Consider the following 13914-nt stretch of genomic DNA (forward strand, 5'->3'; position numbering starts at 1 on the left):
TTTAAATATTAAGCAATGCTTATTATCTTATAGATATGTTAAAAGATAACGGGGCAACTTTATATTAAATCATTATATTTCAGTAACTTTCCACCTATGATAAAAGACACGAAAATAGCTGTATTAATTGACGGCGATAATATACCATCGAAGTATATTTCTGAAATGATGGAAGAAATTGCTAAGTATGGAACCCCAACAATAAAACGAATTTATGGCGATTGGACAAAGCCACATTTATCGAAATGGAAAAATGTGTTATTAGAAAATGCCATAACACCAATACAACAATATGGGTATACAACTGGTAAGAATGCAACAGATTCTGCCATGATAATTGATGCCATGGATATTTTATATTCTGAAAAAGTTAATGGTTTTTGCTTGGTATCTTCCGATAGTGATTTCACAAAACTAGCAACACGCTTGCGTGAAGCAGCTATGGTTGTTTATGGTATGGGCGAGAAGAAAACGCCAAATCCATTTATAGTGGCATGCGATAAATTTATTTATTTAGAAATTCTTGCCAATGATGAGGATAAAGATGAAAAGACTGGTAAAAAGAAAAAAGAAAATTTATACAATATAACACCCAAAGTTATTAAGCTTCTTAAAAACTCTGTGGCTGACGCTGCTGATGATGATGGGTGGGCTTTTTTAGGAGATGTAGGGTCTTTAATACTTAAAAAACAACCAAATTTCGATTCTAGAAACTTTGGGTTTGCAAAATTAACACCGCTGTTTAAATCTTTAGATCATTTTGAATTAGAACAAAGAGATCAAACCAATGGAAGATTTAAATTAATTTATGTTAGAAATAAATAGGTGTTAAAAAAAGAGGATTCAAGTCCTCTTTTTTATATATTGACAAAATGCTGCTTATGCAGTTGTTTCTTCCATAGTGTGATAAACGTTTTGCACATCATCATCTTCTTCAAGTTTTTCTAAGAGCTTTTCAACATCTTCAGCTTGTTCTGGAGATAGCGATTTTGTGACTTGGGGAATACGCTCAAATCCAGAGGATAAAATTTCTATTTCTCTACGTTCTAATTCTGCTTGAATGGCTCCAAAACTTTCAAAAGGGGCATATATTAATATACCATCTTCATCTGCAAACACTTCCTCTGCACCAAAATCAATAAATTCTAGCTCTATTTCTTCTGGGTCTAAGCCTTCCGCATTGATTCTGAAATTGCATGTATGATCAAACATAAAAACGACTGAACCTGATGTGCCTAAACTACCATCACATTTATTAAAATAGCTTCGTACATTGGCAACTGTTCTGGTATTGTTATCTGTTGCAGTTTCTACTAAAATAGCAATACCATGAGGTGCGTAGCCCTCAAACACCACTTCTTTATAATCGCCTTGGCTTTTATCAGATGCTCTTTTTATAGCACGCTCTACATTGTCTTTTGGCATGTTTACAGATTTTGCATTCTGTATAACAGCTCTTAAACGCGAGTTACTATCTGGATCTGGACCACCTTCTTTTACAGCCATTACAATATCTTTACCAATACGTGTAAAGGCTTTACTCATGGCAGACCAACGTTTCATTTTTCTTGCTTTTCTAAATTCGAAAGCTCTTCCCATAATCAAATTATTATTTTGTCATTCCCCCGAAGGAGGGAATCTTTTAGATATATTAATTTTTTAACTCTAGCAAATTTAAAAATCTAGCCATCAAAAACAAACTATTCTTCAGGCTCAACAATATTTTCTATGGCTTCGGCCAATTTAAAATCTTTGTTTGTTACGCCACCTGCATCATGTGTTGATAATGAAATTGTTAGCACATTGTAAATATTACTCCAATCTGGGTGATGATTTAAAGCTTCACACTCAAAAGCTATCCTACTCATGGCACTAAAACAGTCTTTAAAGTTTTCAAACTCAAATTCTGCATGAATAGCATTATCATAAAATTCCCAGTCTGGAAATCTGAGTAATTTTTTCTCTATGTCTTCTTCTGAAAGTTTGCTCATGGTTATTGAAATATTTATCTGATAACAATTTAATCAATTATATTTTTAAATCGGCTAAAATATCTTCGCTATTAATTTGAAGATGCTTTGGTAGTTTATTAAACTTAGGCAATACCGCTAAATATCTATCATCATTTGTAGTATAAACGCGCTTATAAATAGGTGTGTTTTTAGATTCCAAAGTGGCTATTACTTCTTTTACAAAATCTTCATGGTGGACTAAATCATTACTTCCTAAATGGAAGATACCATGTTTATTTCTATTGATGATATAATGAATTTGCTGAGTTACTTTAGAGTCTGTTGTAACATTAATAATCAAATTAGGAAATACTTCAATAGGCTCTTTCGCTTTGATAAATTGAATGATTTCTTGTAATCGAGGAGATTGTGTTCCAAAAACCATAGGTAATCTTAAAATAGCCACTTGTTTTTTAGGTAAACGCAATAGCATATTTTCTATTTTTATTTTGAAATGCCCATAAATACTATTACTGTATGTTTTATCTTGCTCATAACTTGGATATTTTATATAAGCATCAAAAACATTAGCAGAAGACAGAAAAATAATCTTTATTTTATGACTGAATACATATTCAGTTAAATGTTGATGCAGTAATACTTGTTTTGAAAAATCGCCACGTAAGGTAGAAATTATAATGGTTGGCTTAACAATATCTAAAATCTCATAAACATCATCTTCTTCAATATTATATTGAAAAAAGTGATTGTTTTTTTCTAAAACTTTATTTGAAATATTATAAGTTCCGTAGGTTTTAAAATAAGCGCAGAGTTCTTTATAGATTGCTCCTCCTAAAAAACCACTTGCACCAATAATTAAGATTCTATGTTTGCTTGTTATCTTCTCCGTCTCTTTCATCTTCAATATAAAAACAAGCTATTTTAGCTTTTATAAAAAGGTAATTTAATCACAGTTGCAGGAATAGCTTTTTTACGTATTTGTATATTTATTTTACTATTTACATCTGCAAAAATAGTTGGCACATAGCCCAAACCAATACCCTTGCTTAATGATGGAGACATCGTTCCAGAAGTTACTATTCCAATTTTATTACCATTACCATCAACAATATCATAACCATGGCGCGGGATTCCACGTTCATCCAACTCAAAAGCAATAAGTTTACGTTCTGCTCCACGTTCTTTTTCAGCTTTTAAGGCTTCAGAATTTGTAAAATCTTTTGTGAATTTTGTGATCCATCCTAAACCAGCTTCAATAGGTGAGGTGGTGTCATCAATATCATTTCCGTAAAGACAATACCCCATTTCTAAACGTAAGGTGTCACGAGCAGCAAGACCAATGGGTTTAATACCAAAATCTGCTCCAGCTTCTATAACTTTATCCCATATTTGTTTTACCTCAGCGTTTTTGCAATAAATTTCAAAGCCGCCACTTCCAGTATAACCTGTAGCCGAAATTATCACATGCTCAATACCTGCAAAATCGCCAACCACAAAATTGTAAAACTTTATAGCTGATAAATCATGACTGGTAATACTTTGCATGGCTTCAATAGCTTTTGGACCTTGAATAGCAAGTAGCGAATAATCTTCACTTAAGTTACGTATGCTGGCTCCAACATCATTTTTTGATTGAATCCAGTTCCAATCTTTTTCAATATTACTCGCATTAACTACTAACAAATAAGTGGCTTCTTTTATTTTATAAATGATTAAATCGTCAACAATACCGCCATCATCATTTGGTAAACAACTGTATTGCGCTTTACCAATAGTTAATTTTGAAGCATCGTTACTTGATACTTTTTGTATTAAATCAAGCGCATGTTCGCCTTCAATTAAAAACTCGCCCATGTGCGACACATCAAACACGCCAACTGCGTTTCTAACCGTTTCGTGTTCTATGTTTACGCCCTCATATTGTACAGGCATGTTGTATCCAGCAAAAGGCACCATTTTGGCTCCAAGCGTTTCGTGAGTTTCAGTTAAGGCTGTATTTTTCATTGAAATAATTTTTCACCATTCCCTCGAAGGAGGAAACCTCATTATTTTTAACGAAAACAAATGTATAGAAAATTTATATTAACGCTTTCGCGGAAGCAGTAAAAGGTTTGTTAAAATTGAGTTGTTATTATTTCTTTAAATTGGATTCTACATCAAGTGCGAAATAAGAAACTTAACACCTGAGTTCGATTATTAAAATACTGATAATATGAATATTATAGTTTTCCGAAAGATTTTGAACACCTTGTAGGTATTTCTAATTGATGTGATCATACCTACAAGGTTTAAAAAAAGACCTTGCAGGATATCAGAGTTGGATTTTATTTCTTAAAATCAATTCATTATATGAAATATTATTAATCGAACTCAGGTTTAACGCAACAAAAATCCTTTTAAATCCTCATAAGTAGAAATAACAACAGATTCTTTTTCTTTTCCCATAACCGACTGAATTTGCTTTGGTAGAGTTTGCTCTTCTTTAATAACCTCTTCAACAACATCTAAAAACTTAGTTGGATGTGCGGTTTCTAAAAACACACAATGTGCGTTTGGATTTTCTTTTAAATGTGATTTACAACCTAAATACCCAACAGCACCATGTGGGTCTGCAACATAATTATAGTTATTATAAATTTCTAGCATAGCTTCACGAGTTTCATTATCAGTAAAACTATAAGACGATAGATTTTCTTTTAAAGTATCAAATTTGTTTTTGTAGATTTCTTGAATACGAATAAAGTTACTTGGTGCACCAACATCCATAGCATTTGATATGGTTTGAACCGATAGTTTTGGCTCGTATAACTGCGAAATTAAATAACGCGTTACTACATTATTGGCATTATTTGAAGCTACAAAATGTTTGATTGGTAAACCTAATTGTTGCGCCATCATGCCTGCACAAATATTCCCGAAGTTTCCACTAGGTACTGAAAACACTATGTCTTTATACTGTTTATGTAATTGTTTATATGCAAACATAAAGTAGAACAATTGTGGTAACCATCGTGCTACATTAATAGAGTTTGCAGATGTGAGTTGCATTTGACTTGTTAAACTTTCATCCAAAAAAGCTGTTTTAACCATAGCTTGACAATCATCAAATGTGCCATTAACTTCCAAGGCTTTAATGTTTTGTCCTAAGGTTGTTAATTGCTTTTCTTGAATGTCGCTCACTTTTCCGCTAGGGTAGAGTATAACTACATTTACACCTTTAACACCTAAAAACCCGTTAGCCACTGCACCACCAGTATCTCCAGAGGTAGCCACCAAAACAGTAACTTCATTAGTATTATCCTTATTGAAATAGCCTAAACAACGTGCCATAAAACGAGCACCAACATCTTTAAACGCCATGGTTGGGCCATGAAATAATTCTAAAGTAGAAATGTTGTTGTTTAGCTTCACCACAGGGAAATCAAAAGACAGCGTTTCTTCAACAATTGTTTTTAAAATAGCATCTGGAATTTCAGGAGATACAAATTGTTTGATGGCCTCAAAAGCTATTTCAGAATACGATAAATTATCAAAATTATCCCAAAAGGATTGTGGAAAAGGACTAATGCTTTCTGGAAAGTATAAACCTTTATCTGGGGCTAATCCTTTTATAACAGCATCTTTGAATGATGTGTTTGGGGCTTGTTTATTTAATGAGTAGTAGTTCATTTTTCTTAATATTGACCGAAGACCATTGACGGAAGACGGATGTTTGTTTTCGTTTTTCAATTAAAAAACGCGAGTTTTATTTAATATTTTTTCTAAAGGCGCTCATCATATTCATGAGATGATAAGCTTCATCGTATAGTTTTGTGAATTCGTTTTCTGAAATATAATTTCTTCTTTTAGCTTTGAATAAACAGGTGACAACTTCAGCTAAAGAACGTATTGAATATCCAATAAATTTTTTTTGTTCTGGGTTAGATTGTCCAATTGAACCCTCAGAAATGTTTAAGGCAATTGAATCTGATGCTCGACATATTTGAGAGGATAAGTTAAACTTTTCTTTGGCAGGAAAGTTTATTGTTAGCTTATCAATAATTTCACCAAAATCCATAGCTTTTTGCCAAATAATAAGTTTCTCAAATTTAAATCTTTGTAACTGGGTAAATCTTCCGTCTTCAGTCATCGGTCTTCCGAATTAAATTATCTTAACACCATCAATATTAATTTTTGACACATGTATATCAAACTCAATTACTGTTTTTAAATACACACTTTGCATAGCGTCTTTTACTTTTTTTGCTGTTTCCAGTCCTTTGCTTAATGAAAATATTGAAGGCCCAGAACCCGAAATTCCAGCACCTAATGCACCAGCTTCTATAACAGCTTTTTTAACCTCATTAAATTGTGGAATTAATTGGCTTCGATGTGGCTCTACAATAACATCTTTTAGCGAATTACTGATTAAGTTGTAATCACTCGTATGCAGCGCATGCACTAAACTTCCCAAATTTGCCCATTGCTCTATAGCATCACTTAATGCAACTTCTTTTGGAAGCACTGCTCTAGATTCTGAAGTTTTAATTTCAATCTGCGGATGAATAATAGTTGCATATAAATCATCCGGAGATGGAATTTCTAAAATCTGTAAAGGCGACACACTCTTCACTAGGGTGAATCCTCCAAAAAGCGCAGGAGCGAGGTTATCGGCATGCTCACATTTGCTTGCCAAAGCTTCACCTTTTATTGCAAATTCTGTGAGTTGGGTTTTATTAAAAGGTTTACCTAATAATTCATTCATTCCATACACACTGCCAACAGCACTGGCAGCACTACTTCCAATGCCACTACCAGGTTTAATGTTTTTGTAGATTTCAATTTCAAAACCAAAATCAACATCAAGCGTTTTATACATAGCTAATGCAGAAACACCAGCAACGTTTAATTCTGTTTCATAAGGCAAATTAAAACCTTCAATTTTGGTAATATGAATGCCTTTTTTGTTGGTTTTTCTAACAACCATTTCATCGCCAACACTATCTAAGCAAAAACCTAGTACATCAAAACCGCATGCTACATTGGCTACAGTTGCTGGAGAAAATATTTTTATTTCGTTCATCTCTAATTATCTCTTTGTTTTTCCCGCTAAGGCGGAAATCTCATCATAAAAAATTAAATTATGTGATTTCTAACTTGCGTTCAAATGACTATTAAAACACACTTTTCCTAATCATTTGCAAGTCTAATAATATCAGCAAATAGTCCTGATGCTGTAACATCTGCACCAGCTCCAGCGCCTTTAATAATCATGGGTTGTTTTGGGTAACGTTCTGTATAAAACATTACAATATTATCGCTACCTTCTAAATTATAAAACGGATGCCCTTCTGGGATTTCTTGCAATCCAACACTAGCTTTCCCATTATCAAATTTTGCTACATATTTTAACTGACAATTGTTGGCTTTCGCGGAAGCATATAAACTTTGATAATGTGCTTCATCTTCAATTAATGTTTGATAAAAATCATCTACACTATCACTTTTTAATCCTGAATCTGACAAGAAAGATGCATTTTCAATATCTTCTAAATTCATTTCAACACCACTTTCTCTGGCTAGAATTAATATTTTCCGAGCCACATCAACACCACTTAAATCAATTCTTGGGTCAGGTTCAGTATAACCTTCTGCACCAGCTTGTTTTACAACATCATAAAACTTAGTTTTATCAGTAAAATTATTAAACACAAAGTTTAAACTTCCAGATAAAACAGCTTGAATTGAGTTGATTTTATCGCCAGAAGCAATTAGGTTGCTTAAAGTATCAATTACAGGTAAACCAGCGCCAACATTAGTTTCAAACAAGTAGGGTGCGTTGTATTTTAGGGAGAGTTCTTTTAATTCTTTATATTTATTATAATCACTAGAACAAGCAATTTTATTGCAAGCTACAATGGCTATACTTTCTCTTAAATACTGCGGGTATAAGTTAGCTACATTGGCATTGGCAGTAACATCTACAAAAATGCTATTGCGTAGGTTTAAAGTTTTTGCACTTTCAAAGAATCCCTCTAATGATGCTTTTTCTCCATTGTCTAGTTGGGTTTTCCAGTTATTTAAATTTAAACCAGATTCATCAAAAATCATTTTTCTAGAGTTTGAAAGACCAATAACTCTAAGATTGATTTTTAAATTTTCTTTTAAATATTTTTTTTGCTGATTTATTTGTTCAACTAAACGTTCTCCCACATTACCAACCCCAGTAATAAACACATTAAGTTGTTTTGTTTTTGCTTCAAAAAACTGTTCATGCAAGGTGTTAAGCGCTTTTTTTACATCTTTTTCGTCTATAACAGCAGTTATGTTTTTCTCTGAAGCACCTTGAGCAATGGCTCTGATATTGATGTTGTTTCTGCCTAAAGTGCTAAACATTTTACCACTTATACCTTGATGATTTTTCATGTTATCTCCAACAAGTGCAATAATTGATAAGCCTTTTTCTATAGCAATAGGTTCAATTTTACCTAGCGTAATTTCATTTTCAAATGCAGCATCAATAGCATGTTTTGCAATTTCAGATTCTTTGTATTCAATCCCCAAACAAATAGAATGCTCTGATGATGCTTGAGTAATCATTATCACATTTATTTTCTCTTGTGATAAGGTTTCGAATAACCGCTTAGAAAACCCTGGAATACCTACCATTCCGCTACCTTCAAGAGTCAATAAAGCAATATTGTTTATATTACTAATACCCTTTACAGGACTTGAAGATTTTATGACTTCATTAGAAATTACTGTTCCAATAGATTCAGGTTCTAAAGTATTTTTAATATGAATAGGAATACCTAAGTTGAGAACAGGTTGTACAGTAGGAGGGTATAATACTTTTGCTCCAAAATGCGATAATTCCATAGCTTCTTGATATGAAATTTTATTGATAGGATATGCCTGTTTTACCAATTTAGGATTGGTAGTAAACATGCCGCTTACATCTGTCCAGATTTCAAGCTGATCTACATTTAAGGCCGCTGCAATAATAGCAGCTGTAAAGTCAGAGCCACCACGCCCAAGCGTTGTTTGTTCGCCAAGAGCCGATTTAGAAATAAACCCTGGTAGTATGGTTATACTTTGCGAAGCAGATTTAAAATAATCTTTTATGTTTTTATTTGTAATACTGTAATCAACTTCAGCCTTTGTAAAGTTTGAATTGGTTATTATTAGCTCTTGCGAGTTTTTCCTTTCTGCAGATAAGCTTCTATTCTTCATAGTTTCAGCTATGATAAAAGATGAAAGCGTTTCTCCAAATGTCACTAACTTATCTGATGTTTTGGGAGATAATTCATTTATCAAATAAATACCTTCCAACAAGCTTTTAAGTGCATTTAACTTTTCATCTAGATAACCTAAAATAGTTTGATTATTATCTGGATTCAATTCCTTGATAATATCGAAATGAATATTCTCTATTAAACTAAATGTTTCTTTAAAAGAATCATCTTTAGTTTGAGCCTGCTTCCCAGCGAGTAATAATTTGTCTGTAATACCACCAACAGCAGAAACTACGCATACAATCGTATCTTTTTTAGAATAATTTTCTAAAATATTGATAACATTGTTTATGTTTTTTGAAGAACCTACAGAAGTTCCTCCGAATTTTAAAACCTTCATTTTTTAATGAATTGTTTGTTAAAAAAAATATTTAAGAATTCGTGATGAAAAAAATCACAAAAATAGCCTGAAGAATATGTAATTAGCAACCCCAAAGGGTTGTAGTATTTGTAGTAAATCTAAAAATAGATGTATTAGCCTTAAAATTTAAAGCTAAAATTGTAATATTATTTGAAATTCTTAGACTCATTGTATTTACATATACACTTCAAAAGTATTACATTTAACCAAATAAAAAAACTAATAAGAACTTTTTACAATATTCTTATGCTGAATGCATTTTCGTTTAATAATACTAACGAATATATTTCATAATTGAAAAATCCATAATATTAAAATGAAAACATTCATGACTAAAATTTCGATACACAGTAAATGATTATATGAATGTTACCAAATGATTGTTAAAAAACAATATTTATAAGCAAATGAAAATATTTTCCAAAGAACAGATTTATGAAGGTGATAAAATAACCACTGAACGTCAAAACATTTCGTCTACCGATTTAATGGAACGCGCAGGAACTCAAATTTTTAATTGGATGCATATGCGTATGCAAGGTGTTCAAGTACCTATTCATGTTTTTTGTGGCATTGGCAACAATGGAGGAGACGGCTTGGTTATAGCCAGACACTTAATTACACATGGTTACAATGTAAAAACCTATATTGTTAATTGCAGCGATAAACGGTCAAAAGACTTTTTAATTAACTACGACCGTATAAAAAATGTTACAAAGAAATGGCCAGAATTGTTAAGCTGTTCTGAAGATTTCCCTGAAATGCATAGAGACGATATTATTGTAGATGCCATTTTTGGCATTGGACTTAATAGAGCAGTACAACCTTGGATTAAAGAGTTATTTATTCATTTTAAAAAAACTGAAGCATTTACACTATCTGTAGATATACCATCTGGACTTTACACAGATAAAGCAGTTGAAGATGAAGATGCTGTTGTTTATGCTGGTTTTACTCTAAGTTTTGCTTCTCCCAAGTTGGTTTTCTTTTTACCTGAAACGGCTAAATACACTATTCAATGGGAGGTTTTAGACATTGGCTTAGATCCAGAGTTTTTGCAAACTACTCAGGCCGAGGTTGAATTAATTGGCAAGTATGAAGTTTTACCAAATTATATTTCCAGAGATAAGTTTTCTCATAAGGGTAATTTTGGCCATTCATTAATTATTGGTGGTAGTTATGGAAAGATTGGAGCAGTAAGTTTAACCAGTAGAGCAGCTTTGTTTGTAGGTTCTGGTTTGGTTACATCTTATGTACCAAAATGTGGCTATAATCCCTTACAAACATCTTTACCAGAGGTTATGGTACTAACAGATAACAATGAAGAGCGAATTACATCTATAAGCTTTGAGATTGAACCAACTGTTGTCGCTTTTGGTATTGGAGCTGGAACACATGAAAATACTGTTTCTGCGTTTGAAGCATTTTTAAAGAATAACAAAACGCCATTGGTTATTGATGCAGATGGTTTAAATATACTTTCTAAAAAGAAATCGTTAATAAAATGGTTGCCTGAGCAATCTATTTTAACCCCGCATCCAAAAGAATTAGAAAGACTTATAGGTACGTGGACAGATGATTTTGATAAATTGAAAAAAGCCAAAGCCTTTTCAAAGAAACATAAGGTAATCCTTGTACTTAAAGGCGCAAATACCATCACCATTTTTGATGAGAAGTTATATGTTAATACAACTGGAAATCCAGGAATGGCGACTGCGGGATCTGGTGATGTGCTAACGGGAATTATAACGGGTTTAATAGCTCAGGGTTATCATCCCTCTGTTGCAGCTATTTTTGGAGTTTATCTACATGGTAAATCGGCAGATATTGCTGTGGAAGATTTTGGGTATCAAAGTTTAATTGCTAGTCATGTAATTGATTACTTAGGAGAAGCCTTTATTGATTTATTTAAAGAACCCGAAAATTTGCAAAAAACTGAAGACGCTGATGCTAATAGTGAAAAATAAAGAGACTGTCTAAAAAAATCGTAGTTTCTGTAAAAGTGAAGTAATCTTTAATATTTAAGTTGTTGATTATAATGTTGAATGTCAATAAAAATTTCTTGTAATGTCGTATAATATTATGTCTTTAGACAGCCCATAAACTGCATTTTTTTGGATTAAATATTTAATCCCGTAATACGCCATTAATTTTGGATTGAATGCTCTTGGTGTATTCGTAATTTACTATATTTCTTTTACCAACAGGTTTATTTTTAATGATTCCAATAATAATAGCATAATCTATTTCTAGATTACTTTTTGTTTTTGTAAATAACTTAAAAAAAACAGATCATCGAATAAAAATGTAGGTTTGTCTAAAAATTATTCAATAAAAAACAAATAGATGTAGATGGTCTAAACTTTTAAACGGATAATCTAAAAGTTAAATTTATTGGTTGTGTTAAGCGTTTTTATTTTCTACATTTGGTATACCCTCGTTTCTACAATTTTACTTTATCATACTTATTTTATTTTTAAGAGCATACTTGATTAATAGCAAATTAAAGATGCCCTCGTCTTACCTTTTTCTTAGCAATATTTGTTGATTTTACTATGTAAAAATAGCGTTTGTTGTTTTATCTTATTTATGTTAACATCATTTATTAATTAATCCAAAAATGTTATGTTAATGTACAATTTTACCCAAAAATCAAAGAGCACAACCTCTTTAAATTTAATGGCGTGTTGTCTTAGTTTACTAAGAAAGTCGTTTAAAAGTATAACCAGTTTAGCTGTTGTTATGCTTTTTTTGTTTGGAAACCTTGGGTTTTCGAATACAGCACCTTACCGAATTGATAATTCAGAAACAGTTAAAACTAGTTACTTTGATGTAACTGGATTTTCTAAGTATTTAAACAATACTTCTGAAAGTTTCAACGTGTTTACAGCGTCCGAATCATTTGCATTCGATCAATTAAACTGTACCCACAATTCTGAAACTTTAACAATAGGTGATGCGTCTTGTAAAAATGATGAGGATATATATAATGACGCCATACAAGTCGTTAAGTTTGACAGAAGTTTTAGTGGCAATGGAGACAATGCAGAAATTATTTATTTAAAAACAAATAATTATGCATGCTGCGGTACTGCGCTTGTAAATCCTAAAAGTGGAACAGCATGTTACGATCTTAGAATTGCCGGACCAAAAGGACCTAATGTTTCTATTACTGAAATAGGAAATATTAATGATTCTAATTGTGATTTGGGTGAATTAAATACAGACTGTGCCGAAGGTCCAATGATGGCTACTGTTAATTGTCCGCACAATGGACAACACGAACCAGTAAGTCACAAAATTACCTTTTTAGGAAGTACTAGTCCTGATAATGATGGAAATGTTTATTGGTACTATAAAATAGAAAATAAAATAAATGCATGTCAGGCTGTTAAGGGTATTAGTCACTTAACATTTGCAATATTAGATGATGATGTTTGTTGTGTGCCTGAGGCTACTTGTGATTTAGAAGATTTAAATTATGATTGTATTTCTGTAGATCAAGTAGAAGCCCCTACAAATGTTATTGCAGATGTGTTTAATGTTACCAATACGTGTGGTGGTCAACAGTCCATGATGTCTAGCGATAGTACTCCAAATGTAGATAACAGTAATCCTCTACAAACAGTAATTACATTTACTAGAACGTATACGCTTTATGAGAATGGAGAATTGGTTCAAACTTGTGACCAATTAATTACTATTACAAATTTAGCTCCTGTATTAATTGATGGGAATGATTTACAGCCAGGAGATACAGACATCGATTTAGATGGATGTGTGCCACCAAGTGATTTAGCCATAACATTAGGAAATAACCTTTTCGAAGATTGTTTAGGTAACCCTATTAGCAATGAAAATATATTAATTGAAATTGTTGAAATAGATGCCGTAAGTGATTGTGATTGGACAATAACTATAAAAGTTTTTGTTACTACACCAGGTATTCCAACACCACAACTTATAAAAGAAGAAACTTTTATGGGAGGTGATAAGGAAAAGCCTGTTATAACTCAAGCTACTGGACAGCCAGATGGTTATGATTTTGGTTGTAATCCACCAGTACCCCCGACATTTACTGCGACTGATAACTGTGCAGATAATTTAGTAGTTGTAGTTACAGGGGACCCAACTGGTGATGCTTGTAATAGAACTCAAACTTGGACTGCTAATGTAAGTGATGGATGTAACGATGCTGACCCAATAACTGTTACTTATACTTGGATTGAAGCCCCAGCACTTGTTATTAACGAAGTTGGTGACGATACAGATAATAGTTCTTGTGATTATGCAGACCAAGTCGCTT

11 protein-coding genes are annotated in these 13914 nt (G+C 32.4%); 3 read left to right on the forward strand and 8 right to left on the reverse strand.

What is annotated here, in order from left to right; all coding sequences use genetic code 11:
* Positions 1-96 precede the first annotated feature (96 nt).
* Positions 97-825, forward strand: coding sequence for an NYN domain-containing protein (locus Q0739_RS14270; protein ID WP_298239411.1), 729 nt, complete (start codon positions 97-99; stop codon positions 823-825).
* Positions 826-879: 54 nt separating this feature from the next.
* Here Q0739_RS14270 and Q0739_RS14275 read toward each other — a convergent pair whose 3' ends face one another.
* The 8 genes from Q0739_RS14275 to thrA form a co-directional block, all read right to left on the reverse strand.
* The gene (locus Q0739_RS14275; RefSeq protein ID WP_298239412.1) at positions 880-1599 is read right to left on the reverse strand and encodes a YebC/PmpR family DNA-binding transcriptional regulator; all 720 of its coding nucleotides are present in this window, start codon (positions 1597-1599) and stop codon (positions 880-882) included.
* Between the two features lie 101 nt (positions 1600-1700).
* Positions 1701-1991, reverse strand: a complete 291-nt coding sequence (locus Q0739_RS14280; RefSeq protein ID WP_298239413.1) for a 4a-hydroxytetrahydrobiopterin dehydratase — start codon at positions 1989-1991, stop codon at positions 1701-1703.
* Positions 1992-2028: 37 nt separating this feature from the next.
* A complete protein-coding gene (locus tag Q0739_RS14285) occupies positions 2029-2871 on the reverse strand; it encodes a sugar nucleotide-binding protein (protein WP_298239421.1) in 843 nt (280 codons plus the stop codon).
* 23 nt (positions 2872-2894) lie between these two features.
* Entirely contained in the window at positions 2895-3977 is a 1083-nt protein-coding gene (gcvT, locus tag Q0739_RS14290; RefSeq protein ID WP_298239414.1) for a glycine cleavage system aminomethyltransferase GcvT, read from the reverse strand.
* Between the two features lie 372 nt (positions 3978-4349).
* Positions 4350-5642 (reverse strand): threonine synthase, encoded by a 1293-nt coding sequence (gene thrC, locus Q0739_RS14295; protein WP_298239415.1) that lies wholly within the window; start codon positions 5640-5642, stop codon positions 4350-4352.
* Positions 5643-5718: 76 nt separating this feature from the next.
* Entirely contained in the window at positions 5719-6102 is a 384-nt protein-coding gene (locus tag Q0739_RS14300) for a four helix bundle protein (protein ID WP_298239416.1), read from the reverse strand.
* A gap of 12 nt (positions 6103-6114) precedes the next feature.
* Positions 6115-7035: a homoserine kinase gene (locus Q0739_RS14305; RefSeq protein ID WP_298239417.1), complete on the reverse strand. Its 921-nt coding sequence runs from the start codon at positions 7033-7035 to the stop codon at positions 6115-6117.
* Between the two features lie 107 nt (positions 7036-7142).
* Positions 7143-9587, reverse strand: a complete 2445-nt coding sequence (gene thrA, locus Q0739_RS14310; RefSeq protein ID WP_298239418.1) for a bifunctional aspartate kinase/homoserine dehydrogenase I — start codon at positions 9585-9587, stop codon at positions 7143-7145.
* Between the two features lie 428 nt (positions 9588-10015).
* Here thrA and Q0739_RS14315 point away from each other — a divergent pair, with 428 nt between their 5' ends.
* Both Q0739_RS14315 and Q0739_RS14320 read left to right on the forward strand, forming a co-directional pair.
* Positions 10016-11575, forward strand: a complete 1560-nt coding sequence (locus Q0739_RS14315) for an NAD(P)H-hydrate dehydratase (protein WP_298239419.1) — start codon at positions 10016-10018, stop codon at positions 11573-11575.
* Between the two features lie 664 nt (positions 11576-12239).
* On the forward strand, positions 12240-13914 hold a 1675-nt coding region (locus Q0739_RS14320; protein WP_298239420.1), incomplete at its 3' end, for a hypothetical protein.

The organism is uncultured Algibacter sp. (assembly GCF_947487605.1).
Classification (GTDB): Bacteria; Bacteroidota; Bacteroidia; order Flavobacteriales; family Flavobacteriaceae; genus Algibacter_D.

Excerpts from the sequence above, each read along its gene's own strand:
- Q0739_RS14275 (WP_298239412.1), bottom strand. The coding sequence starts at position 1,599 with ATGGGAAGAGCTTTCGAATTTAGAAAAGCAAGAAAAATGAAACGTTGG.
- Q0739_RS14300 (WP_298239416.1), bottom strand. The coding sequence starts at position 6,102 with ATGACTGAAGACGGAAGATTTACCCAGTTACAAAGATTTAAATTTGAG.
- Q0739_RS14280 (WP_298239413.1), bottom strand. The coding sequence starts at position 1,991 with ATGAGCAAACTTTCAGAAGAAGACATAGAGAAAAAATTACTCAGATTT.
- Q0739_RS14285 (WP_298239421.1), bottom strand. The coding sequence starts at position 2,871 with ATGAAAGAGACGGAGAAGATAACAAGCAAACATAGAATCTTAATTATT.
- Q0739_RS14305 (WP_298239417.1), bottom strand. The coding sequence starts at position 7,035 with ATGAACGAAATAAAAATATTTTCTCCAGCAACTGTAGCCAATGTAGCA.
- gcvT (WP_298239414.1), bottom strand. The coding sequence starts at position 3,977 with ATGAAAAATACAGCCTTAACTGAAACTCACGAAACGCTTGGAGCCAAA.
- thrC (WP_298239415.1), bottom strand. The coding sequence starts at position 5,642 with ATGAACTACTACTCATTAAATAAACAAGCCCCAAACACATCATTCAAA.
- thrA (WP_298239418.1), bottom strand. The coding sequence starts at position 9,587 with ATGAAGGTTTTAAAATTCGGAGGAACTTCTGTAGGTTCTTCAAAAAAC.
- Q0739_RS14270 (WP_298239411.1), top strand. The coding sequence starts at position 97 with ATGATAAAAGACACGAAAATAGCTGTATTAATTGACGGCGATAATATA.
- Q0739_RS14315 (WP_298239419.1), top strand. The coding sequence starts at position 10,016 with ATGAAAATATTTTCCAAAGAACAGATTTATGAAGGTGATAAAATAACC.